24 protein-coding genes and 2 rRNA genes are annotated in these 21,412 nt (G+C 60.8%); 10 read left to right on the top strand and 16 right to left on the bottom strand.

Going from position 1 to position 21,412, the window contains the following annotated elements; genetic code table 11:
* Window positions 1-88: 88 nt before the first annotated feature.
* The 5 genes from BEN49_RS27010 to aspS form a co-directional block, all read right to left on the bottom strand.
* Window positions 89-271, bottom strand: a complete 183-nt coding sequence (locus BEN49_RS27010) for a hypothetical protein (RefSeq protein ID WP_125916916.1) — start codon at window positions 269-271, stop codon at window positions 89-91.
* 192 nt (window positions 272-463) lie between these two features.
* Window positions 464-919, bottom strand: coding sequence for a nucleotidyltransferase (locus BEN49_RS15120; RefSeq protein WP_070744759.1), 456 nt, complete (start codon window positions 917-919; stop codon window positions 464-466).
* A complete protein-coding gene (locus BEN49_RS15115; protein WP_070744757.1) occupies window positions 912-1,124 on the bottom strand; it encodes a hypothetical protein in 213 nt (70 codons plus the stop codon). Before BEN49_RS15115 ends, BEN49_RS15120 begins: the two co-directional genes overlap by 8 nt.
* Before the next feature lie 64 nt (window positions 1,125-1,188).
* Window positions 1,189-1,662: a hypothetical protein gene (locus BEN49_RS27005; protein ID WP_125916914.1), complete on the bottom strand. Its 474-nt coding sequence runs from the start codon at window positions 1,660-1,662 to the stop codon at window positions 1,189-1,191.
* Between the two features lie 53 nt (window positions 1,663-1,715).
* Window positions 1,716-3,479 carry an aspartate--tRNA ligase gene (gene aspS / locus BEN49_RS15110; protein WP_070744755.1) on the bottom strand — a complete coding sequence of 588 codons (1,764 nt, stop codon included), beginning with the start codon at window positions 3,477-3,479 and terminating at the stop codon, window positions 1,716-1,718.
* Window positions 3,480-3,710: 231 nt separating this feature from the next.
* Here aspS and BEN49_RS15105 point away from each other — a divergent pair, with 231 nt between their 5' ends.
* The 4 genes from BEN49_RS15105 to BEN49_RS15090 all read left to right on the top strand — a co-directional run bounded on the left by BEN49_RS15105 (window position 3,711) and on the right by BEN49_RS15090 (window position 5,913).
* Window positions 3,711-4,145, top strand: a complete 435-nt coding sequence (locus BEN49_RS15105; protein WP_070744754.1) for a T9SS type A sorting domain-containing protein — start codon at window positions 3,711-3,713, stop codon at window positions 4,143-4,145.
* Between the two features lie 24 nt (window positions 4,146-4,169).
* Entirely contained in the window at window positions 4,170-4,715 is a 546-nt protein-coding gene (locus BEN49_RS15100) for a hypothetical protein (protein WP_070744753.1), read from the top strand.
* Window positions 4,716-4,782: 67 nt separating this feature from the next.
* Window positions 4,783-5,220 carry a nucleoside deaminase gene (locus tag BEN49_RS15095; protein WP_070744752.1) on the top strand — a complete coding sequence of 146 codons (438 nt, stop codon included), beginning with the start codon at window positions 4,783-4,785 and terminating at the stop codon, window positions 5,218-5,220.
* An 84-nt stretch (window positions 5,221-5,304) separates the two neighbouring features.
* Complete coding sequence (locus tag BEN49_RS15090; RefSeq protein WP_070744750.1) at window positions 5,305-5,913, top strand: superoxide dismutase; 609 nt, start codon at window positions 5,305-5,307, stop codon at window positions 5,911-5,913.
* Between the two features lie 71 nt (window positions 5,914-5,984).
* Here BEN49_RS15090 and BEN49_RS15085 read toward each other — a convergent pair whose 3' ends face one another.
* A complete protein-coding gene (locus BEN49_RS15085) occupies window positions 5,985-6,503 on the bottom strand; it encodes a hypothetical protein (protein ID WP_070744748.1) in 519 nt (172 codons plus the stop codon).
* Window positions 6,476-6,742, bottom strand: coding sequence for a zinc metalloprotease (locus BEN49_RS15080; RefSeq protein ID WP_125916912.1), 267 nt, complete (start codon window positions 6,740-6,742; stop codon window positions 6,476-6,478). Before BEN49_RS15080 ends, BEN49_RS15085 begins: the two co-directional genes overlap by 28 nt.
* 182 nt (window positions 6,743-6,924) lie before the next feature.
* On the opposite strand from BEN49_RS15080, the gene BEN49_RS15075 reads away from it, so the two are divergent.
* Window positions 6,925-8,214: a nucleoside permease gene (locus BEN49_RS15075; protein ID WP_070744743.1), complete on the top strand. Its 1,290-nt coding sequence runs from the start codon at window positions 6,925-6,927 to the stop codon at window positions 8,212-8,214.
* 237 nt (window positions 8,215-8,451) lie between these two features.
* Here the strand turns inward: BEN49_RS15075 and BEN49_RS15070 are convergent, their stop codons facing one another.
* Window positions 8,452-8,859 carry a nucleoside-diphosphate kinase gene (locus BEN49_RS15070; protein WP_070744741.1) on the bottom strand — a complete coding sequence of 136 codons (408 nt, stop codon included), beginning with the start codon at window positions 8,857-8,859 and terminating at the stop codon, window positions 8,452-8,454.
* 223 nt (window positions 8,860-9,082) lie between these two features.
* Between BEN49_RS15070 and BEN49_RS30590 the strand changes: the two genes are divergently transcribed.
* The 3 genes from BEN49_RS30590 (at window position 9,083) to BEN49_RS15050 (ending at window position 12,882) form a co-directional block, all read left to right on the top strand.
* On the top strand, window positions 9,083-11,194 hold the full coding sequence (locus BEN49_RS30590) for an FKBP-type peptidyl-prolyl cis-trans isomerase (protein ID WP_317040462.1): 2,112 nt from the start codon (window positions 9,083-9,085) through the stop codon (window positions 11,192-11,194).
* A 44-nt stretch (window positions 11,195-11,238) separates the two neighbouring features.
* Window positions 11,239-11,799, top strand: a complete 561-nt coding sequence (locus BEN49_RS15055; protein ID WP_158022949.1) for an FKBP-type peptidyl-prolyl cis-trans isomerase — start codon at window positions 11,239-11,241, stop codon at window positions 11,797-11,799.
* Between the two features lie 126 nt (window positions 11,800-11,925).
* Entirely contained in the window at window positions 11,926-12,882 is a 957-nt protein-coding gene (locus BEN49_RS15050; protein WP_083326133.1) for an FKBP-type peptidyl-prolyl cis-trans isomerase, read from the top strand.
* 149 nt (window positions 12,883-13,031) lie between these two features.
* On the opposite strand, the gene recO is transcribed toward BEN49_RS15050, so the two are convergent.
* The 5 genes from recO to BEN49_RS15025 all read right to left on the bottom strand — a co-directional run bounded on the left by recO (window position 13,032) and on the right by BEN49_RS15025 (window position 17,409).
* Window positions 13,032-13,754 (bottom strand): DNA repair protein RecO, encoded by a 723-nt coding sequence (recO, locus tag BEN49_RS15045; protein WP_070744732.1) that lies wholly within the window; start codon window positions 13,752-13,754, stop codon window positions 13,032-13,034.
* A 157-nt stretch (window positions 13,755-13,911) separates the two neighbouring features.
* Window positions 13,912-15,360, bottom strand: coding sequence for a type IX secretion system anionic LPS delivery protein PorZ (gene porZ / locus BEN49_RS15040; protein WP_070744730.1), 1,449 nt, complete (start codon window positions 15,358-15,360; stop codon window positions 13,912-13,914).
* Complete coding sequence (locus BEN49_RS15035; RefSeq protein ID WP_125916910.1) at window positions 15,357-16,277, bottom strand: PorZ beta-propeller-like domain-containing protein; 921 nt, start codon at window positions 16,275-16,277, stop codon at window positions 15,357-15,359. The genes porZ and BEN49_RS15035 overlap by 4 nt, the downstream gene beginning before the upstream one ends.
* A gap of 79 nt (window positions 16,278-16,356) precedes the next feature.
* Window positions 16,357-16,980 carry a thymidine kinase gene (locus tag BEN49_RS15030; protein ID WP_070744726.1) on the bottom strand — a complete coding sequence of 208 codons (624 nt, stop codon included), beginning with the start codon at window positions 16,978-16,980 and terminating at the stop codon, window positions 16,357-16,359.
* A gap of 105 nt (window positions 16,981-17,085) precedes the next feature.
* The gene (locus tag BEN49_RS15025; RefSeq protein ID WP_070744724.1) at window positions 17,086-17,409 is read right to left on the bottom strand and encodes a 2Fe-2S iron-sulfur cluster-binding protein; all 324 of its coding nucleotides are present in this window, start codon (window positions 17,407-17,409) and stop codon (window positions 17,086-17,088) included.
* A 36-nt stretch (window positions 17,410-17,445) separates the two neighbouring features.
* Here BEN49_RS15025 and BEN49_RS15020 point away from each other — a divergent pair, with 36 nt between their 5' ends.
* Together BEN49_RS15020 and BEN49_RS15015 are read left to right on the top strand one after the other, a co-directional pair.
* Window positions 17,446-18,579 (top strand): DUF8457 domain-containing protein, encoded by a 1,134-nt coding sequence (locus BEN49_RS15020; protein WP_070744722.1) that lies wholly within the window; start codon window positions 17,446-17,448, stop codon window positions 18,577-18,579.
* A gap of 49 nt (window positions 18,580-18,628) precedes the next feature.
* A complete protein-coding gene (locus BEN49_RS15015) occupies window positions 18,629-19,642 on the top strand; it encodes a hypothetical protein (protein WP_070744720.1) in 1,014 nt (337 codons plus the stop codon).
* Here the strand turns inward: BEN49_RS15015 and rodA are convergent.
* The 3 genes from rodA to BEN49_RS28675 form a co-directional block, all read right to left on the bottom strand.
* Entirely contained in the window at window positions 19,639-20,934 is a 1,296-nt protein-coding gene (gene rodA / locus BEN49_RS15010) for a rod shape-determining protein RodA (protein WP_070744718.1), read from the bottom strand. The two genes, BEN49_RS15015 and rodA, sit on opposite strands and share 4 nt — an antisense overlap.
* 155 nt (window positions 20,935-21,089) lie before the next feature.
* A 5S ribosomal RNA gene (rrf, locus tag BEN49_RS15005) occupies window positions 21,090-21,201 on the bottom strand.
* Window positions 21,202-21,308: 107 nt separating this feature from the next.
* Window positions 21,309-21,412 (bottom strand): 23S ribosomal RNA (locus BEN49_RS28675); the annotation flags it as partial.

Below are 21,412 nucleotides of genomic sequence, written 5' to 3'. Positions count from 1 at the left end.
AAATGAGAAACGCCGCGTCCTGAGGATGCGGCGTTTTTGCATTACAGGAGGCGCGGTGTGTTCAATAACCACCGGCGCGGCCGGGGCCCTATTTGTAATTGTTGGAGCGGGAGTGTTCTGCTTTTGCAATCGTGGCAACGCTGACTTTTACCGAGCGGGAAGTGATGGCCCGCTGCTTGTACACCGGCGATGCGGTAAGCTCTAAGCGCATGAGCGAGGTGCTCAGCATAACCCAAAAAATAATGGCGGCAACGATAGAGAGCTTAGGCACGGTCGGTGAGCGTTTTTGATGGAGAACTGCCCATACTTACTGCAAAACGGGTTTCAATGGATGTGCAGCCGTAGGCCGGGGCCCCAATAACCCGGCGAACCTTCCGTTTCGCAAGGTCAGTGGTGCGAAAAAGGCGGCGACTGAATCATCAGTAGCCGCCTTCTTTGGGTCATTATAGCTTCATAAGGTTCACTATTTACGCAGATTATCTAAATCGTTTTGATCCCGCGGACGACCAGCGGCTATTTTAGCTTGTATTAAGTGGTGGTACTGAATTAATCTAATTGTCAGGCCATCCACTTCGTTATCGGTTGCAGCGGCATACGCCTCGGCGAAGACAACCCCTTTAAGTTGCGTGATGATATCAATAGCAACCGGGGGGCGACCGAATGTAAAGACATCCATAGCTGGGTTATCCAGAAAATTATGTGCCGTCATGTCAAATACTGGCATTCCGAACGCGGCGAAAGCCTTTACAAGTCGCTCATAATTATCAATTGTCTTTTCGACCCACAAATCCAAGTCCCCAGTCGTGCGGCTGTAGCCATGCAGGATGACAGAGTAACCGCCTACCAACACGTAGCGCACCTCAAATAGCCGCAAGGCTCGCAAAAAATCCTGGAAATCGGCATTAAACAGATTACCCATTGCGGTGGGCGTGCTGGCGCGTGGCAAACGCCATCCGGTCGAGCCGGGGCGGGTTATCTAGGTCGTAGCCGAACGCGACGCTGTTGAGGTAGGCGGCAGCCCGCAAGCGCTCTGTAGGCGTGGCGGGCTGGTTTTGGGCGTGGTATTCTGCCGCCTGTTCGTGGGTGCCGGCGTGGTGGGCAGTGCGGTCGAGGCGGAAAGGCATAAGCAGGTATATCTACTTTAAAATAAGATTAAAAGGCAGTGATTTTAATCACTGCCTTTTAATCTTATTTTAAATACAAGTTAACATTGTACTGATTACTTGCTTTATTGGGGCTTGTCCAAATCGCCATATCAACTTCATATTTCGCTCCCGTAAACATACTTGTTGTCCTAGTAGAGCCATCTTTATTTTCCGTGATTTCCCTATTAATCAACTTCATGGAATACTTTTCTATTTCCGCTCTTATTGAGTAGAAGGTTTGCATCTCAATAGTTTGCACATTAACATAGTTACCACAATTTTTACCAACATTAACAGTAATATAAGTTGACGATAATATTGATTGGTTATCCCAAATTAATACATCATACAGACAATTTTCTTCCGTCGTTGGAACAACATGAGGTTGACGTCCTTTAAATACCCAACCTCGCGGCAGTAAAATCTGATTTGCTTTATCTAGGTCTCCGCTCCTTATCGAAATAAGTTCACTGAGTGATACTGCTGGGCATCTGTTGCGCGCACAGTTCCCAGGCAAAGCACAATAGCAAAAAGATAAGTTTTCATTCTGCTTTTCAGTAAAGGTGATTCTTATTTCACCACCACGTCCGTTTTAATGCTCAATTCCTTCAACTGGGCCCTGGAAATGGGCGAGGGCGAATCAATCATCACGTCGCGGCCGGAGTTGTTTTTGGGGAAGGCGATGAAGTCGCGGATGGAATCGGCGCCGCCGAAGAGCGAGCAAAGGCGGTCGAAGCCGAAGGCGATACCGCCGTGGGGCGGGGCCCCGTACTCGAAAGCGTCTAGCAGGAAGCCGAACTGGGCCTGGGCTTCTTCGGGCGAGAAGCCCAGCAGGCCGAACATGCGGGCCTGCACCGCCCGGTCGTGGATGCGGATGGAGCCGCCGCCCACTTCCACGCCGTTGATGACCAAATCGTAGGCATTGGCGCGGGCCTGGCCGATGGTGGCGGGGTTGTCGAGCAGCGCCAGGTCGTCGGGCTTGGGCGAGGTGAAGGGGTGGTGCATGGCGAAGTAGCGGCCCTCCTCTTCGAGGAATTCGAGCAGCGGGAAATCGACCACCCACAGCGGCGAGAACGTGTCTTTGGCGCGCAAGCCCAGGCGGTGGCCCATTTCGAGCCGCAGCTCGCTCAGGGCCTTGCGGGTTTTAGTATCGGGGCCCGCCAGCAGCAGCAGCAAGTCGCCGGGGTTAGCGTTCAGGGCGGTGCTCCACTTGCGCAGCTCGTCCTGCGAATAGAACTTATCGACCGACGATTTTACCTGGCCGTCGCCTTCCACGCGGGCGTAGATGAGGCCAGTGGCCCCGATTTGTGGGCGCTTTACGAAGTCGGTCAGCTCATCTAGCTGCTTGCGGGTGTAGGCGGCGCAGGTGATAGCGTTGATGCCCAGCACCACTTCCGCGCCGTCGAACACCGGGAAGCCCTGGCCTTGCACCGTATCGGTGAGGTCCACGAACTTCATTTCGAAGCGCGTGTCGGGCTTGTCGTTGCCATAGTCGCGCATGGCGTCGGCGTAGGTCATGCGGGGCACGGTGGGGAAATCGAGGTTTTTGATTTCCTTGAACAGATAGCGCACCAGGCCCTCAAACGTGTTCAGGATATCCTCCTGAGTCACAAAGGCCATTTCGCAGTCAATTTGTGTGAACTCGGGCTGGCGGTCGGCACGCAGGTCTTCGTCGCGGAAGCACTTCACAATCTGGAAGTAGCGGTCGAAGCCCGACACCATCAGCAGCTGCTTGAAGGTCTGGGGCGACTGTGGCAGGGCGTAGAACTCGCCGGGGTTCATGCGCGAGGGCACCACGAAATCCCGGGCCCCTTCGGGCGTGCTCTTGATGAGCACCGGGGTTTCCACTTCGATGAAGTCCTGGCCGTCGAGGTAGCGGCGCACGGCCTGGGCCATGCGGTGGCGCAGCATTAGGTTGTTGCGCACGGGGTTGCGGCGCAGGTCGAGGTAACGGTACTTCATCCGCAGGTCGTCGCCGCCGTCGGTGTCGTCTTCAATGAGGAAGGGCGGCAGCTTGGCGGGGTTGAGCACGTCGAGCTTTTCGACCCGGATTTCGATGTCGCCGGTGGGCAGCTTGTCGTTTTTGGAGTGGCGCTCGGCCACCTTGCCAGTCACTTGCACCACGAACTCGCGGCCGAGGTGGCGGGCCTGGTCGCGCACGGCATCGGTTTCCACGCCTTCTTCCAGGGCCAGTTGGGTGAGGCCGTACCGGTCGCGCAGGTCCACCCAGGCAATGCCGCCCTTGTCGCGGGTGCGCTGCACCCAGCCGCAGAGCGTGACGGTTTGGCCAATGTGTTCGGTGCGGAGTTCGCCGCAGGTGTGGGTTCGTAGCATCTTGGTTATCAGTTAGCAATTGGCGGTTGATAATTATCGGCTTCAGCGGACTGGGGCCCCAAACCGAATGATTACCAACCAAACGCGCTGGCACGCAGCGGGGCAAAGTTAGGGCCTAACCCGGCGGGGCAAAACGAGCCACGTTGCTTTCGGCTGGGGCCCTACTTTGGCACACTAGATGCAAAGAGCCGCGGTATCTGCGTTCTTTTGTTCTTTCAACTTCCTATTATCATGAAATTCCTCTCCGTTTTCGCCCTCGCCGGGGCCCTGTTGGCCACCGGTGCGGCCCAGGCCCAAACCAAAGTCAAGACCAAAGCCAAGGACGACGCCGTGGTCATCAAGACCAAGGGCACGCCCGGTACCGTGACCCTCGACGGCCCCGTGAAGCGCGTGGAAACGCTTTCGGGCATTGATATTTTTCCTAAGCCCAACTCGCCGAGCATCATGCTCAGCTTCACCCAGCAGTTCACTAAGCCGGGCGTGCTCACGATGACGGACTACAAAAACCACGTCGTTTACACCACCCCACTCGACCCCGCCAACAACACCGGGGCCCCCGTGGAGCTGGGCAAAATCCCGGCCGGCACGTACTTGGTGGAGGCCAAAACCGGCAACTACGTGTACTGGAAGAAGGTGCGCGTGAAGTACCCGACGGCGCGCCGGTAGGTTGCGGCGGTTTAATTTCTATTCATGAGACTATTTTCGTTGCTGCTGCTCGTGCTGGGCCTGACCGGTTTTGCGCCGGGCCCCAAGCTCGTGGCCACTAAGCTGCCCGGCCTGACGGTGGGCGTGCCCGAGGGCTTCACGCCCCTGCCCGACGACGGCATCGCCGCCAAGTACCCCGCCGCCCGCAAGCCGCTGGCCGTGTACAGCAGCCCCAACAGCCGCGTCGATTTCAGCGTGGCCGTGCGGCCCACCGATTTCCAGGCCCCCGATTACAACGTACTGCTCCAGATTTATAAGGCCAGCATCCAGCGCTTGTACTCGAAGGTGGAGTTTATCAAGCAGGAAGTGCGCCAGGTGCACGGCCACGATTTTGTGTCGTTCGAGTTCGTTTCGACGGTGGTTGACACGCGGCGCGGCGACCAGCTGGCGTCCATCCGCAAGTACCAGGCCGTGCAGTACACGGTGGTGAAGGACCAGATGTACGTCTTCACCTTCGACGCGCCGGCCGCCGAGCAGGTGCAGTGGCAGCCCGTGGCGCAGGCCGTAATGGGGGCCATCGTGCTGAAGTAGGGCCCCGGGGCCCTAGACGGCGCTTTCTCTGCGAAACCTGTTTTTACCCCGCGAAACCTGGCGCGCCATGACCGACGACGACTTCATGGCCCAGGCCCTGCGCGAAGCCCACGCGGCGCTGGCGGCCGGCGAAATTCCCATCGGGGCGGTGGTGGTGCTGGAAAATAAAATCATCGGCCGGGGCCACAACCAAACCGAGCGCCTGCGCGACGTGACGGCCCACGCCGAGATGTTGGCCCTCACGGCCGCCGCCAACCACCTGGGCAACAAATACCTGGCCGACTGCACCCTCTACGTGACCGTGGAGCCCTGCGTGATGTGCGCCGGGGCCAGCGCCTGGGCACAGCTGCGGGCCGTGGTGTACGGGGCCGAAGAGCCGAAAACCGGCTTCCGGCGGCACGGGCCCCTACTCCACCCGCGCACCGAGCTGCGCGGCGGCGTGCGGGCCCCCGAGTGCGCCGCCCTAATGCAGTCGTTTTTTCGCGCCAAACGTAGACAAGGATAACTTTGCCCGCTGCGCCGCCAGCAACCCCGCGGGGTAGTTGGTGGTTGCAGAGGTGCCTATTCTTTCACTTTACCCTTTTCAATTATGGCTTTTGAACTGCCCAAGCTGCCCTACGCCTACGACGCGCTGGAACCCACGTTTGACGCGCAAACGATGGAGATTCACCACACGAAGCACCACCAGGCCTACGTTACGAACCTGAACGCCGCCATTGCTGGCACAGCGATGGAGAACCAGCCCATCGAAGAGATTCTGCACAACATTGCGGCTGCGCCGCCCGCGGTGCGCAACAACGGCGGTGGCCACTGGAACCACTCCCTGTTCTGGACCATCCTCTCGCCCAACGGCGGCGGGCAGCCCACCGGGGCCGTGGCCGAGGCCATCACCGAAGCGTTCGGCAGCTACGAGAAGTTCAAGGAAGAATTTGCCAAGGCGGCCACCACGCGCTTCGGCTCGGGCTGGGCCTGGCTGTGCAAGCAGGCCGACGGCTCGCTGCAAATCTGCTCGACGCCTAACCAGGACAACCCACTGATGCCCGACACCGGTTGCAAGGGCATGCCCGTCCTGGGCCTCGACGTATGGGAGCACGCCTACTACCTGAAGTACCAAAACCGCCGGCCCGACTACATTGCTGCCTTCTTCAACCTCATCAACTGGGACGAGGTGAACAAGCGCTTCGCCGACGCCAAGTAATTTGCGCGCTGCTTTAGCAGCTTGCTCGAAGCCCGCCTCCTAACCGGAGGCGGGCTTTTTTTATTTCCCTTTTACAACTGCACTCCCCACCGCAGCAGCCAATACCCCACCGCCAGGGCCCCCAGCGCCAACGCCAGCGCCACGGCGGCACCCTTAGCACGGCGGGCGCCGCTGGGGCCCCCAGCAAATCGGCCCGGCCAATGGCGGCCCCAAAAGCGGCCCCCAGCACCATGCTGCTCATGGGCGGGTACACGAGGCTGAGCACCGTGGGCCAGGGCCACGACAGCGCCGTGACGACGACCGAGCCCAGCAACCACGGCCACAGCAGCAACGCCCGCAGGTAGGGCCGCTTTTGCGCCACTACCGCGCCGGGCCCCGGGGCCCGGCGCGGGCACAAAGCGCAGGAACAGCGGCGCTGTAGCCCGCACAGCCAGCGTCACGGCCAGGGCAGCGGCCACCGCGGCTACGATGGCAGCAGCCACGGGCACACCCAGCAGCTTTTCGGCTTGGCCCACGTCGCCGTAATCCACCACCGGGCCGGTCATCACGTAGCCCAGGAAATTTATAATGCCGAATACCCCCAGAAACAACCCAAATAGGGCCCGGGGCCCGTGCTACGCCCGCGAGCTGCGAGGACCAGGGCCGCCACGCCCTGCGCCAGGCTGAATACCGGGCCGGCCAGAGCAATCAATATTTCCGGCCGGGGCCCAGCCGGCGGAGCGTCGACGTGCGAGTTGAACAGGGTTGGGTGCACCCCAACGGCCAGCGCCGTCAGCGCGTGGGCCAGCTCGTGCAGCAGCACGGTAGCCAGGAAAGCGGCGGTGTACAAGCAAGTGGCCGCGAAGGCCAAGCGCCGTAGCTTTTTGCATGGCGAACGGTAGAAAGCAAACGGAAATATAGATCGTTTTCTATCTTGAATCCTGCTAATGACGCACGCCGGGGCCTGTTTTATTTATCATGTAACTTTAGGGGCAAAAACCCCTTTTCCGAAAACTTTAACGCTGCGCCGGCATGAGCATCAAGCTGCGACTTACCATTCTGAGTTTCCTCCAATTTTTTATCTGGGGCGCGTGGCTGATAACCATTGGGGCGTACTGGTTTCAAACCAAGCACTGGTCGGGAGCGCAGTTCGGGGCCGTCTTTTCCACGATGGGCATCGCCTCCATCTTCATGCCCTCGCTCATGGGCATCATGGCCGATAAGTGGGTGAACGCCGAGAAGCTCTACGGCGTGCTGCACCTGCTGGGCGGCCTCACGCTCTGCGCCATCCCGTTCGTTACGGACCCCACCGTGTTCTTCTGGGTCATCCTGCTGAACATGATTTTCTACATGCCCACGCTGGCCTTGTCCATCGCCGTGTCGTACTCGGCCCTCAAGAGCCAGCACCTCGACGTAGTGAAGGACTACCCGCCCATCCGGGTCTGGGGCACCATCGGCTTCATCGCGGCCATGTGGACGGTTACGTTCCTGGGCTTTGAGAAGTCGGCCAACCAGTTTTTTGTGGCCGCCGCCGCCGCGCTGCTGCTGGGCTTCTACTCCTTCACGCTGCCCGCCTGCCCGCCGCCTTCGAAAGGGGTATCGAGTCGCTCACTGGTTGACGCGCTGGGCCTCAAATCGTTTGCCCTGCTGCGCGACCGGAAGCTGGCCACGTTCTTCGCCTTTGCCCTGCTGCTGGGGGCCGCCTTGCAGCTCACCAATGCCTACGGCGACACCTTTTTGCACGATTTTGACAAAGTGCCCGCCTACCGCGACACGCTCTCGGTGCAGCACCCGGCCTTCATTATGTCGATTTCGCAGATTTCCGAGACGCTGTTCATCCTGGCCATTCCGTTCTTTCTGCGGCGCTTTGGCATCAAGCAGGTTATGCTGTTCAGCATGGTGGCCTGGGTACTGCGCTTCGGCCTGCTGGCTTACAGCAACCCCGCTGATGGTCTCTGGATGATTATCATGTCGTGCATCGTGTACGGCATGGCCTTCGATTTCTTCAACATCTCGGGCTCGCTGTTTGTCGAAACCCAAACCCAGCCCGACATCCGGGCCAGTGCCCAAGGCTTGTTTATGATGATGACCAACGGTTTCGGGGCCGTGCTGGGCAGCTCCATCAGCGGCATCGTCATCCAAAACTATTTCACCGATGCCGCCGGTAACAAGGACTGGCAGGGTATCTGGCTCGCATTTGCGGCCTATGCGCTGGTCATTGCGATACTGTTCGTGTTCATCTTCAAGCACAAGCACGAGGAGCAGCCGACTGAAAGCGTAGCCGCCGGCGCGGGCTCTCTCCTATCTGTTGAACAGGCATAGGGCCCGCCGCCTGGGGCCCCACCTGGCGCGCTGCTTACCCATTGCTGACGCTGCCTTTACCGCCTTCAAAGGGGCCCAATCGCATCACCTTTAACTGCTTGTATAAGCTCGTCAATACATAGTTGGTACAAAAAAAGTCTGTTTTCAGTACAACAAAAAACCCGCGCTGCACGCTGCAACGCGGGTTTTTTGTTGATTTTGGGCCCCAGACAGCGGCTAAGCCTGGGGCCCTACAGACTACTTGCCGAAGAAGAAATCGGCTTCGATTTGGGCGTTCTCGTCGGAGTCGGAGCCGTGCACGGCGTTGGCTTCGATGCTCTTGGCATACTTCTTCCGGATGGTGCCTTCGGCGGCCTGGGCCGGGTTGGTGGCGCCAATGAGGGTGCGGAAGTCGGCCACGGCGTTGTCTTTCTCGAGCACGGCGGCTACGATGGGGCCGCTCGACATGTACTTTACCAGGTCCTGGTAGAAGGGGCGCTCCTTGTGCACGGCGTAAAATTCGCCGGCGCGCTCGGCCGTCAGGGCAATTTTCTGAAGCTCCACGACGCGGAAGCCGCCGGCCTCCATCATGCCCAGAATGCCACCGATGTGGTTTTCCAGAACGGCGTCGGGCTTAATCATTGTGAATGTGCGGTTAGTAGCCATGAGGCGGGAGGGGTTGGTAAAAAGAGTAAATGAAACGGTTGAGGGCACAAAAGTAGCCACAACTTGGGCGGCGCGCCGGCCCAGCCGGGGGCCCCGTTGGGCCGGCCGCCGCGAACCTTCGGGGGGGCTTCGGTTGTTGGGAACGGATTTCTTCCGACTTTTGCCGCCCACTTGGCCCTGAGGGCCCGGCCCTTAGTTGATACCCAGGCTTCTTACGTTGTCGATGACCACCCCCCTTGCCGAACTACAGGCGCTGCTCGCGCAGCCCCGCCAAGTTTTCATCACCACCCACCACAAGCCCGACGCCGACGCCCTCGGCTCGTCGCTTGCTTGGGCGGCCTACCTCAAGCAGCACGGCCACCACGTCACGGTGGTTACGCCCTCCGACTACCCGGCCTTCCTGAACTGGATGGGCGGCAACGATGAGGTGGTGATATACGACAAGCGCCAAAACGACCACCAGGTGCGCGACCTCGTGCAGCGCGCCGAAGTCATTTTCTGCCTTGATTTCAGCTGCCTGGCCCGCATCAACGAGATTGGGGAATACGTGCGCAACGCTCCCGGCACAAAGGTGCTCATCGACCACCACCAGCAGCCTGAGTCGTTTGCCGACATCAGTTTTTCGAACCCCGGGGCGGCGGCTACGGCCGAGCTGATCTTTGAAATCATCCGCGACCTGGGCGACCAGGCCCAGGTGACCAAGGCCATGGGCGAGGCCCTGTACGCGGGCATCATGACGGACACGGGCTCGTTCCGCCACCCCAGCACCTCGCGCAACGTGCACCTCATCATCGCCGAGCTGCTGAGCGCGGGCATCGACCTGTCGGCCGTGCACCGCCGCATCTACGACTCGCACTCCGAAATCCGGCTGCGCTTCCTGGGCTTCGTGCTGAAGGACAAGCTGGTCGTCAACCGCGAGTTTAACACGGCATACATCGCCATTACCCGCGACGAGCTGCGCGCCTACGACAGCAAAACCGGCGATACTGAGGGCCTGGTGAACTACGCACTCAGCATCGAGGGCATCGTATTCGCCGCTATTTTCATCGACCGCGGCTCGGCCGTGAAGATTTCCTTCCGCTCGGTGGGCGACTTTTCGGTGAGCGATTTTTCACGCCAGCATTTTGAGGGCGGCGGCCACCACAACGCCGCCGGCGGCATCAGCTACCTGCCTTTGGCGCCCACGTCGAGCGCTTCCTGGGCCTGCTGCCCCAGTACAAGGAGCAGCTGGTGGGCGAGCCCGTGGCCGCCGCGCCGCCCGTGGCCTAGCCCGCCCTTACCTTTGCGCTTCCATTGGTTGCCCCAACTTTGTTTTTCCTCACACTTTAGCACGTTCATGCGTTCTTCCTTCCGCTCTGGGCGGCACCTGGCCCTGGGGGCCAGCTTGCTGGGCCTTCTGTTTTCCACCGCGGCCTGCGACAAGGTCGGTGGCGGCGACTTCGCCAAAACGAAATCGGGCATCGAGTACAAAATCTTCAAAAAAGTAGGCAGCAAGTACGAGCGGCGCGACATCAGCGGCGACGCTGACCCGACCTACAAGGACCGGGTGGGCAAGTTCCTGACGGCCTACATCGACACCCGCACCGGCAAAGACTCGGTACTGGAAAGCACCCGCACCAAGTTCCAAGGCGCGCTGGTGCCGCTGCCGTTGCAGGAAGTGAAGCGCAAGGGCACGCCCGAAGAGGCATTTGCCCTGCTAATGCCCGGCGACAGCGCCGTATTCCGCTTCAACGCCGACTCCCTCTTCAAGCCCCAGGGCCCCAATCCGTCCCGCCCCGTGCCTCCCTTCCTCAAGAAGGCCGGCAACGTGGTGGTGCTGCACGTGGCCACCCGCGGCCTCATCGACCAAGCCGCCGCCATGACCATGCAGCAGGATTTGCAGCAGAAAATGATGGCCGAGCAGCAGCGCCAGATGATGGCCTTCGCCGGTGACCAACTGAAAAAGGACGACGCCGCCCTGCAAGCCTACGCCAAAAGCAAAAGCCTGACCGGCCTGAAAAAGACCCCCTCGGGCATCTACTACCAGGTAACGACGCCCGGCGCGGGGCCTCTGGCCAAGCAAGGCCAGACGGTGACCATGAAGTACACCGGCATGCTACTCGACGGCAAGGTGTTCGACTCGTCGGACAAGCACCCGGGCGAGCCGTTCTCTTTCCCGCTCGGCCAGGGCAAGGTGATTCCGGGCTGGGATGAGGCCGTGGCGCTGCTCAGCAAAGGCAGCAAGGCCACGTTCCTGATTCCGTCCACGCTGGCTTACGGGCAGCAGGGCGCCGGGGCCGACATTCCGGCCAACTCGCCGCTGCGCTTCGACGTGGAGCTGGTCGACGTTAAGTAATTTCTTAAAAACCAACTATGCAGGTGTCGTCAATAAAATCTTTTTTGCTTCGTTTCCGGGCTCAGGTTGGGCTGCTGAGCTTGCTGGTGCTGTGCGCTTCGCCGGCCCTGTGGAGCTGCAACACAGCCATTGATACCAGTGCGTACGACGCGGCGGTGCAAGCTTCCAAGGACCACCAGGCGAAGTACCAGATCATTGACGATACCATCATTCAGGGCTACCTCAAGCGCCACAACTACACCGCCGCCGACTACCAGCGCACCGCTTCAGGCCTGTACTTAGTAACGCTGACGGCCGGTACCGGCACGCAAGTAACCGCTGGTAAGCAAATCAGCGTGAAGTACACGGGCAAGTATGTGAGCAAGGCGGTGGAAAACACGGTGTTTGACACTTCCGATAATGCCCCATCTAAAAGCTTTGATTACACGGTGGGAATCACTAGCCTGATTGAAGGGTGGAAAGAGGGCGTGTCGCTCATGCGTCAGGGCGACCGCAAGCTGCTGCTCATTCCTTCTTACCTGGCCTACGGGCCTAGTGGTTACGGCCCGATTCCGCCCGATACGCCCATTCTGTTTGACATGCAAATCGTAACCGTTTCGCCCTAGCGTCGGCGGCACCGGTTGCTGCGCACCCCGTTCCGCGCTTGCTGCGGGGCGGGGTGCGTTCGTTTTCGGCGGGGCCCCACCGGGCCTTTTTGCCCTCTCCCACTTCCTTTATTTAATCGCCACCCCATGCGTTTTTGGATGATTTTGACGGCCGCCTTGCTGGCCGGCCACTGGGCCGCGGCCCAGGTACCGAGCGCGCCGAGCGCCGGCCGCACCGCCAGTGGCATCGACTACCAGCTGTATCGCCAGGGCCCCGACGGGCGCTTTGCCCCCCGGGCCCTCATGGTGCCGACGGACGCGCCCTACGCCAGCCGCGCCGGCCAGTTCCTCACCGTGTTCCTGGAGTTCCGCACCGGCCGCGATTCGGTGCTGATGAGCAGCCGCCGCCTGCAACCCAAGCCGCAGCCGTTCCCGCTGCTGCCCACGCCGCCCCGCGGCACCTTAGAAGAGGCCGTGGCCCTGCTCCTTCCCGGCGACAGCGCCGTGTTCCGCTTGCCGGCCGATACGCTCTTCGCCAAAACGTTTCAGGGCCAGCCGGTGCCGCCGTTCATCAAGCAGGCCGGCAACGTGCTGGTGATTTCGGCCCGCGCCTTCGAGTTGGTGAGCCGCGAGGAGCTGACCGCCCGCGAGCAGAAGCTGCGCGCCGAGCAGGCCAAAAAGGACGCCGCCGCCTCGGCCCAGCAGCTGGTGAAGGACAACGCCCAAATCCAGGCCTACCTCAAAAGGAACAAGCTGGTGGCCCGCAAAACGCCCGGCGGCACCTCCTACGTCATCACCCGCACCGGCAAGGGGCCCCTGCCCAAGAAAGGCCAGGTAGTGAGCGTGCTCTACAAGGGCAGCGTGCTGGCCACGGGCAAGGTATTCGACGCCTCGGCCCAGCACGGCAACGTGCCGATTGACTTCCCGCTGGGCCAGGGCCAGGTCATTACGGGCTGGGACCAGGCCATTGCGGCGCTGCCCACGGGCAGCAAGGCCATCCTGCTCATCCCGTCGCCATTGGCCTACGGTACCCGCGGCGCCGGGGCCGACATCCCACCCAACGCCGTGCTGCGCTTCGATGTGGAGCTGGTGGGCGTGAAGTAGGCAGCAAAAAAAGGCCATCGTGCTGAACGCAGCCGAAGCATCTCTCCCGCTAAGTAGCCCCTCCCCTAATTGGGTTAGCTACGCGGGGGAGATGCTTCGGCTGCGTTCAGCACGATGGCCTTCATTTTTTTGTCTGCTGCTGGCCGTCTTTACTCAGCCAGCACCTGCGAGAGGATGTCGAGCGATTTAATCTCGCCCAGTTGCTCGACGTGCAGCTGGTAGTAGCGCAGCAGTACGTTCAGCAGCTCGCGGCGCACGCGGCCGTTGGGGATGGTGCTGGGGCCCTGGCGGTGCAGCAGCTCGTCGAAATAGCCCGCAAACTCGCGCAGGTGCAGCACGGCGGGCCCCGTGGGGCCCGTGCGGCCGGTGGGCGCGTGCCCGGCCATGGCCACTTGGTCGGTCAGTTCGGCGCCCGACTCGGTGCCGAAGCCCAAGTACGTGGCCAGCTCCAGCAGGAAGCGCAGGGCAAAGTTCTCGCTGCCCGCCGCGGCCCGGTCGAAGGCCAGCAGGTGGTCGTGCAAAAAGGCGAACAGTGGGGCGTCGGCCTCTTCCTCACGCAGGGCCCTGCCCAGCACTTCGGATAGAAACAGCACCACGCTGCTCTTAGCCACGTCGTAGGGCAGGGTTTGGAAAGGCTCGGCGCAGCGAAACTCGGCTAGTCGCGTGAGGCCCCCGCGGGCCGACGTGTAGGCCACCAACTCCAGCAGCGTAAAGGGCTGAAACAGGGCAATGCGCCCCGGCGGCTTGGATTTGCGCACGCCGTTCACCACGTAGCTCTGCAAGCCCAACTGCTCGGTGTAGACGCGGGCAATGATGCTGGTTTCGCGGTATTTGAGGAAGCTGAGGACGATGCCGCGGGTTTTGACCAGCATGGAAAGTAAGCTAAGAAGAGGAGGGATTAACCAGGAAAACACCGCTCTGGCGCGGGAAGTGCGGCAGCCACGCCCGAAACAGCAAACCAAGCAGCGGAATTAAACCAACTTGGCGGCCAGGTTTTCCACATTTAATCCACTTTTCCACCTTCCCGTTTTATTTCGACAGCACGGCCACTTTGCTCACGCAGCCGTTTTGGCCGTTGGCGTCGGACGTGAGCACCAGGTACACGCCCGAGCGCACGCGTTTGCCATCAGCGTCGGTCAGGTTCCAGGTAACGGTGCCACCGGTGGCCGTGGTGGCGTACACGAGGTGGCCGGCCACGTCGGTAATTTTCACCAGCGCGTCGTTGGCCAGCCCACCAATGCCCACTAAGCCCGCAAAATCGGGCCGCACCGGGTTCGGGAATACCTGGGCGCAGCTGGGCTTGCCCTCCGTGACGGTGGCCCCGCCGCGGTACGCCAGCACGCCCGAATCGGTGGCCACCCATACTTCGCCGGTTTTATCGTTCACGGCCACGTCGTTGATGCGGTTGGTGGGCAGCGGGCTGTTGGCAGTGGTGAAGTGCAGCAGGGCCTCGCTGCCGTCGGCGCTGAAGAGCCACAAGCCGTTGTCGGTACCGAACCACTTGCGGTTGGCCCCGTCCACGGCCACCGATTTCACCACTTCGCTGTAGAGCACCGGAAACCGGCTGCCTTCGCCGCGCTGCACCACCGGCAGCCGGAACGTGCTGGTGCCCGCCAGGGCCCCACTGGGGTCGTCGAGCACGGCCACGCCCGCCGCTGTGGTCACCCAAATGGCCCCGGCCCGGTCGTTCACGATGTCGTAAATGCCGGCCAGAATCACGTCGCTGCTCGTGGCGGGGTCCGTAGCCAGCGAAAATTTGCGGTTTGCGCTGGTATTCGGGTCCACCACCCAAAGGCCGTCGCCGCCTTGGCGGGCTTCCGAAGCCCACACCTGGCCAAGGTTGTCGATGGCCAGGCGGTCCAGGTTTTGGGAGCCGTTGAAGTACGGAATGGCGCTCCAGGCGGCCGCCGCGGGGTCGAAGCGGAACAGGCCCGATACGCCGGCCTGGCGGTGCTGGTTGGCCACCCACACGCCGCCGGTGGCGTCGGGGGCCAGGTCCGTCACGCGCACACTGATGAAGTTGGGGTCGTTGGCGGCAATGGTGCGGCGCAGCGGGCTACCAGTAGTGCCTTCCGTGAACGTGCGGAACTGGCCGGGGCCCTTCCATTCCAGCAAGCCGTTGCCGTAGCTGGCCACGTAAAGCGTACCATCGGCCGTGCGTGCGCCCCGTGCTACGTCTGGCAGGTTGGGGTACGTAGCCGCCGGCAGGGCCCCGTTGATGTTGGTCCACTGCCCCGCCGTATACTCATAAAAGCCCTCGACGCGAAAAAACGGCAAGTACCGGTCGGTGTAGCCGCCCGTGAAAACGTCCGTAATGCCCGTGTGGGCGTCGGACAGCAAACTATACGCCGAGCCGGAGGCGGGGCCGTTGGCGGCGAAGGTTTCGGGGGCCTGGCCCGCGCGTAGCCGCTGCACCCCGGCCAAATAATTGGCTACGTAGTAGCTGCCGTCGCGCGCCGAGTACACCGCATCCGTCACGTAGTCGTTCGGGCCGGCCGGCCCGCCAGCAGCTGAAACGTACCCGCGGCGTCGCGGCGGTACACGCCGTAGTTATCGCCAGCCAGCAGCAGGCCGCGCAGTGAGCTGCGCAGCTGCCGGGCGCGGGTTGTGTAGGGCGCAGCCACGGGCTGCCAAGCGTTGGCCGCCCGCCGGAACACGTAGGTACCGCCGCCGTTGTCCACCGTGGCGTACACGTAGGGGCCCTGGGTGGCCAGCTGGCGGTAGGGTTCGTAGCCGCCGGTGGCCACTGGCACCGGCTGGTACACGGCCCAGCTGCGGTAGTCGAGTAGGTTATCGGCCATGCGCGCCACCTGCAAACCCGCCGATGTGGCGGCAAAAAGCGTGTCGTGGGCCACGGCCGTGGCGTACACCCGCACCGCCGTGCCCGCCGGCCCGATGGCGCTGTAGGTATCGCTCACCTCCACCCGGTCCAGGTTCAGCACCACCACCCCAAACGCAGCGGCCAAGTAGGCCCGCCGCCCGCTCACCGCCGCCTGGTAAATGGTGCGGTCGCTCTGGATGCTCTTGCGCAGGATGTCGGGCAGGTTACGCACCCGGCCATCGTCACCCAGCAGGTCCACATTGTTGTTGCGGTACACCACCACCGTCTGGTGGCCCACCGAATCGTAGGCCAGCGCTGCCACGCCCACGTCGCTCAGCCCGTCGCGGCTGGAAAGCGTTTGGGTGGTGTTCAGGGTTTTATCGATGAAATAAAAGGCGTTTTCCGTACCCACGTACACGCGGTTGCCGGCATCGGCCAAGTGCAGGGGGCGGTTGGTGGGCAGGTGCAGCTGCCAGTCGCCGTAGCCGGCCGTGTTCTGGGCCCGTGCCCCCTGGGGCCCCAGCCAAGGGGCCAGCAGCAACAACACAACCAGCAAACGAGCGAAACGGGGCATACGGCAGGGCCTCAGGGACGGTAAATGTAGTGCAAGCCCGCCGCCGTTGCCAACGCCGGGCCCACTGGTTTAGTGCGGATTAGTGTGGCCGTGCCAGTGCCGCTGGGGCCCCGGGCCGCTCTTGCATCCCCGATAGGAAGCACGGGCGGCAGCGGGCTTCGTACGAATCGGTTTCGCCCAGCAGCACTTGCTTTTCACTGGCCGCGATGCGGAACGAATACGCGGCCAGCTCGCCGCAGCACATGCACACGGCGTGCACCTTGGTCACAAATTCGGCCGTGGCCAGCAGCGCCGGGATGGGCCCGAAGGGTCGGCCGAGGAAATCCATGTCCAGCCCGGCAACAATCACGCGGGTGCCTTGGTCGGCCAGTTGCTTGCACACGTCCACCAGCGAAGCATCGAAAAACTGCGCCTCGTCGATGCCCACCACGTCGGAACCCGCCGCCAGCAGCAAAATTTCGTCGGGCAGCGCCACCGGCGTCGAGCGGATGCTGTTGGCGTTGTGGCTCACCACATCCTGGGCGTGGTAGCGGGTGTCGAGCGCCGGCTTAAAGATTTCAACCCGTTGCCGGGCAATCCGGGCGCGGGTGAGCCGGCGGATCAGCTCCTCGGTTTTGCCCGAGAACATGGAACCGCACACCACCTCCACCCAGCCCCGGTGCGGAGCGGTAAACCGGGGGCCAACTCTGGTTTCAATAAACACGCAGTCGATTAGTTAAAGCAAATACAACCTACTACGAGCCAAAGCAGCCTGCTCTGGTTCGCGTCACAAATTACGGCCCTGGGGGCCCAGCCGCCGCCGGGGGCCCTAATTGTCGTAGCGTTGGTGGGGCAGTTGCGTGGCCACCGGCACCCGGCCGCGCACGTCGCCTGCCGGCAGCCGCACCTGGCAAGCCAGGCGCTCGTCGGATGCCAGGCGGCCTGCGGCCCGGTAGCGCACCTCGGCCGCCGCCAGGGGCCCCAGGCAAGCATCCCCGGCCCGCACCTGCACCCGGCAGCTGGTGCAGCGCCCGCGTCCCCCGCAGGCGTGCATCCAATCGAAACCTGCCCCTTGCAGCGCGGCCAGCAGCGTGGCCCCGGCGGGCACTTCCAGTACGGCACCGGGCAGGTTCTCTATCGTCAGCAGGGGCATTTGTGCCTAACTTTCGGCGCTTGAACTTCGCCTAAAATGAACGACAAATATAGCCCCGCCAAGTGCGCGCAGTACGGCCGCCGCCTCGCCGCCCGGCTTTGCGACCAGCACTTCGGTGCCCAGCCCACCGCCACGCTCGACGGCCCCGCCCTGCTGAGCTTCACGCCCGTGCGCCAGCTCAACTTACTGGTGCTTCGCCAATTGCTTACGCAGTGGCAAGCCGAGGCCGCTCGCCTGCGCAGCCCGTACTTCGATTTTGACGCTGCGCCCGTGCAAGCCAGTCTTGCGCAGTTGATGAATACGCTTTCGCGCCACATCCGCCTCGACCGCGCCGCCCTAGAGCCGCTACTAGCCCAGGCCATTGCCGGGGCCCTGGGCCTAGCTACAGCCCCGGCTACCGCAGCGCAGCACCTGCTGTTTAGCGGCCCGGAGCCAATTGCCTCGGCTAGCCTGCGCGACAACCTGCGCTACATCGACCTCGACAAAGAACTCTACCAGGGTTTCGTCGACAACCTACCCGCTACCACCGAAGGCTTCTCAGCGGAGTTCCTAAGCCACCGTTTCGAGCTTTACCACGCGGCCAACTACCGGGCCCACGACGCCGTGCAGCGCTTTGTCGAAACCTTAAGTACACTGTTGCCCCTCACCACCGCAGACCTACTGGAGGATGGCCCAGTAGCTACTCTGCCAGCTGCGGCGATAGCCATGGCCAAGCCCGTTAATCCGTCGCTGACGGCATCCGAGGCACCGGCCGCACCGCCTATGGCCGCACCGCCCATCACCCGGCCGCCGGTCCAGAGCGTTACGCTGCCGTTAGAGCCCAATGTGCCACTTTACGAAAAACTAAAAGCCTCACAGGGCGATGCCCAACCGCTGGCCGAAACTTTGCGCGCCCACGCTGCGCCCGCCCGGCCCGCCGAGCACACGGCTCCCAAGGTTGAAACGCTGCGCGCCGCCATTTCCATCAACCAACGCTTTAGCTTCATCAACGAGCTATTCAACGGCGAAAACATGGAATACCACGCCGCCGTCCAGCACCTCGACGCGTTAGCTACCGCCGAGCAAGCCCGCGCTTACCTGATGGATGAGCTCGCCCAGCGCTACGATTGGACGCGCAAGGAAGAGCACGTTGGCAAGTTGCTCAAGCTCATCGAGCGCAAGTTTGCTTAGCCTCCCACGCGGCTTGCTAAGCCAGCGCGCGGCATTTTTTCGCCGCTGGTTGCTGCCGTGGGCCCTGGCCGTGGCCGCCTTAGCCAATTTATCCTATCCCGTGTACCGGCATTATGATTTTTCATATTCGCCCGATACCCGCAGCTACCTGCGCATGGCCACCGGGCGGTTCGACAGCGTCAGCATTACCCGGCGCTACCGCGTGCTGGTGCCCGCCGCGGCCGCAGCCTTAGCTGCCCCCATCACCCAAGGCTACGGCCACGTGTGGCCCGCGCGCGCCAGTGCCCAGTGGACCCTACGCTTCGCTTTTTATTTAATCAACTGCTTACTACTGGGCGCAGCCGGGGCCATCTGGTATAACACGGCACGTCAGGCAGGAGCCTCCGCGGGAGCCGCCGCACTGGCTATGTTAGCGCTACTCACTAGTCGCTGGGCCGCCTACGAGGCCGGTCTGCCACTCACCGACAGCCTATACGCAGTGGTTTTTGGGCTGGGATACTACGCTTTTCGGCGGGGCCCCGGTGCTGGCTGGGCAATAGCCGTCGCGCTATTATTAGGGCCCCTGGCCAAGGAATCGTTTATCTTTTTACTCCCATGGCTAATGTGGTACGGTCGCCGCGCCCTTCCCTTATCCCGGCAGTTGCAGCTATTAGCGGTGGGCCTGGGGGCCCTGTTTGCAGTGCATTGGGCAATTGATTCCTGTATCAGCGCTCCCGCCACCGAGTCGGTAACCAACGCTATTTCCCACACAGAAAACATTCGCTACTCCCTGCACCGCGCATTTAACCTGAAAGGCATTGGCGAGTTACTGAGCATTTTTGGCCTCTACACCCTTATTCTGCCCGTAGCCTTCTGGCGAGCACGGTCCACGCCAACCGTTACACGATGGTACGCCTCACTAGGCTTAGCCGAATTACTATTGCTGGCTGTAGTAGCCATCCATATGCTATTATCGGGCGACTTGGGCCGCATGGGCTACCTAGCTGCGCCCGTTGCCTGCACTGCCCTGGCGCTGGTTTTTACGCACTCGCGGCACCTGCTCCGTCCTACGGCAAAAGCTTAGCGCACCAAATCTTGCTTCCTGTAGGCGTCAATTGCCAACAAGCTGAAGAGCAAGATGGTAAAAGACCAAAGGGAAGACCCTCCGTAGCTGAAGAAAGGCAACGGTATTCCCACCACGGGCGCCAAGCCCATGGTCATACCCATATTTATCGTAATGTGAAAAAATAGTATGCTGGCCACGCAGTAACCATAGGTACGCCCGAATACTGATTTCTGGCGCTCTGCAACGTATAAAATCCGCCACAACAACGTCAAATACAGGCCAATAACCGTTAAGCTCCCGGCCCATCCAAACTCCTCGCCGACTGTACAAAAAATAAAGTCGGTGCTCTGCTCAGGTACAAAGTCAAATTTAGTTTGGGTACCCTGCAAGAATCCCTTGCCCAACAGGCCCCCTGACCCCAGCGCGATTTTACTCTGCGTCACATTCCACCCCTTACCTAAAGGATCAGATGACGGGTTAAGCAGTATTTCAATGCGTTGACGCTGGTGCGGTTGCAAGACTTCGTTATAAAAGAAATCAACGCCCACTACCATACCAATAACTATTACCCACACACTAGTTGCTAAGACCAAATGATGGCGCAATACGCGCCGGTTAAGCAGCAGTACGATTATTAATAACAGTGTAAAAGCTCCCACCAACCAGAACTTGGGTACCAACAAGGCCAGCAATAGAATTATACCAGCTGCGGCAAGCAACAACAGTATCAATGGTGACATGCCCTCTCGAAAATAGGCGAGTAGCAGCGCAGCAAATACCAGCGCCTGCCCCGATTCATTAGATGCGACGATCAATAAAGGCGGCAGCAATGTGATACCTGCCAATACCAACTGGTCACGCCAATTCTGGTACCGTAAATTAATTCCAGCCATGAACCGCGAAGCAGCCAGTGCCGTAGTGAATTTGGCAAACTCTGCCGGTTGCAGCCTTATGGGACCTAGCTCTAACCACGAACGCGAACCAGCAATGGGCCTCGCTACCAACATTGTGAAGATCAGTAGTAAGATCATCCCTCCGTATAAACTATACGCAAGGGTATCAAATGCTTTATGATCGACAACTAGTAAAACGACTATAAGTACTACCGCCGTACCCATCCATAGCAATTGCTTAAACCAGTTGAATACCATCAACTGGTCAAATCGCAAAGCAGCCAATGGATTAGCAGGAGCATCGGATGAATAACTAGCAGCGTAAATGCATAGCCATCCCAACCCAACTAAGCTAGTATAAATAAATACAGTTACCCAATCAATACTACGGTTATAACGTGCTGGAGACGAAAGCATTTACAGGATTATTGGCTGATACAAGCATTAATACAACAATTAATTCAGCGGCCTAACAGAAGCTTTCCTTAATCATTATAATTAACGCACGTTATATTAGCCCTAATATAAAAGCAAAACGCCTGCCGCTGGGGAGCGGCAGGCGTTGACAATAAAGTTGGCGGCGACCGACTCTCCCACCGGTGAAGGCAGTACCATAGGCGCACCGGGGCTTAACGGCTCTGTTCGGAATGGGAAGAGGTGAACACCCGGGCTAAAGCCACCATTGCTGGCGGGGGTTGCGGCGTTCTAATGGCTGCCTTGCGGCAGCACGCAACCCTCAATAACTCGACGTAAGGGACAAAAACGAAACGCATGGCGCGCGCCACCGAAAATCTGCGAAGCCCTCGGGCCATTAGTACGGCTCGGCTGTTCCATTTCTGGTTTTTCACCTGCCGCCTATCCACGTGGTCGTCTCCCACGGCCCTTCCAATTGGGA

It is taken from the genome of Hymenobacter coccineus (assembly GCF_001816125.1).
In the GTDB taxonomy this organism is placed as follows: domain Bacteria; phylum Bacteroidota; class Bacteroidia; order Cytophagales; family Hymenobacteraceae; genus Hymenobacter; species Hymenobacter coccineus.
Note: the sequence above shows the minus strand (reverse complement) of the source record. Positions and strands in the feature narration are given on the sequence as shown.

Coding starts and splice junctions, on each gene's coding strand:
- BEN49_RS15120 (WP_070744759.1), bottom strand. CDS start 919: ATGGGTAATCTGTTTAATGCCGATTTCCAGGATTTTTTGCGAGCCTTG.
- BEN49_RS15115 (WP_070744757.1), bottom strand. CDS start 1,124: ATGCCTTTCCGCCTCGACCGCACTGCCCACCACGCCGGCACCCACGAA.
- aspS (WP_070744755.1), bottom strand. CDS start 3,479: ATGCTACGAACCCACACCTGCGGCGAACTCCGCACCGAACACATTGGC.
- BEN49_RS15105 (WP_070744754.1), top strand. CDS start 3,711: ATGAAATTCCTCTCCGTTTTCGCCCTCGCCGGGGCCCTGTTGGCCACC.
- BEN49_RS15100 (WP_070744753.1), top strand. CDS start 4,170: ATGAGACTATTTTCGTTGCTGCTGCTCGTGCTGGGCCTGACCGGTTTT.
- BEN49_RS15095 (WP_070744752.1), top strand. CDS start 4,783: ATGACCGACGACGACTTCATGGCCCAGGCCCTGCGCGAAGCCCACGCG.
- BEN49_RS15090 (WP_070744750.1), top strand. CDS start 5,305: ATGGCTTTTGAACTGCCCAAGCTGCCCTACGCCTACGACGCGCTGGAA.
- BEN49_RS15075 (WP_070744743.1), top strand. CDS start 6,925: ATGAGCATCAAGCTGCGACTTACCATTCTGAGTTTCCTCCAATTTTTT.
- BEN49_RS15070 (WP_070744741.1), bottom strand. CDS start 8,859: ATGGCTACTAACCGCACATTCACAATGATTAAGCCCGACGCCGTTCTG.
- BEN49_RS30590 (WP_317040462.1), top strand. CDS start 9,083: ATGACCACCCCCCTTGCCGAACTACAGGCGCTGCTCGCGCAGCCCCGC.
- BEN49_RS15050 (WP_083326133.1), top strand. CDS start 11,926: ATGCGTTTTTGGATGATTTTGACGGCCGCCTTGCTGGCCGGCCACTGG.
- recO (WP_070744732.1), bottom strand. CDS start 13,754: ATGCTGGTCAAAACCCGCGGCATCGTCCTCAGCTTCCTCAAATACCGC.
- BEN49_RS15035 (WP_125916910.1), bottom strand. CDS start 16,277: ATGCCCCGTTTCGCTCGTTTGCTGGTTGTGTTGTTGCTGCTGGCCCCT.
- BEN49_RS15025 (WP_070744724.1), bottom strand. CDS start 17,409: ATGCCCCTGCTGACGATAGAGAACCTGCCCGGTGCCGTACTGGAAGTG.
- BEN49_RS15020 (WP_070744722.1), top strand. CDS start 17,446: ATGAACGACAAATATAGCCCCGCCAAGTGCGCGCAGTACGGCCGCCGC.
- rodA (WP_070744718.1), bottom strand. CDS start 20,934: ATGCTTTCGTCTCCAGCACGTTATAACCGTAGTATTGATTGGGTAACT.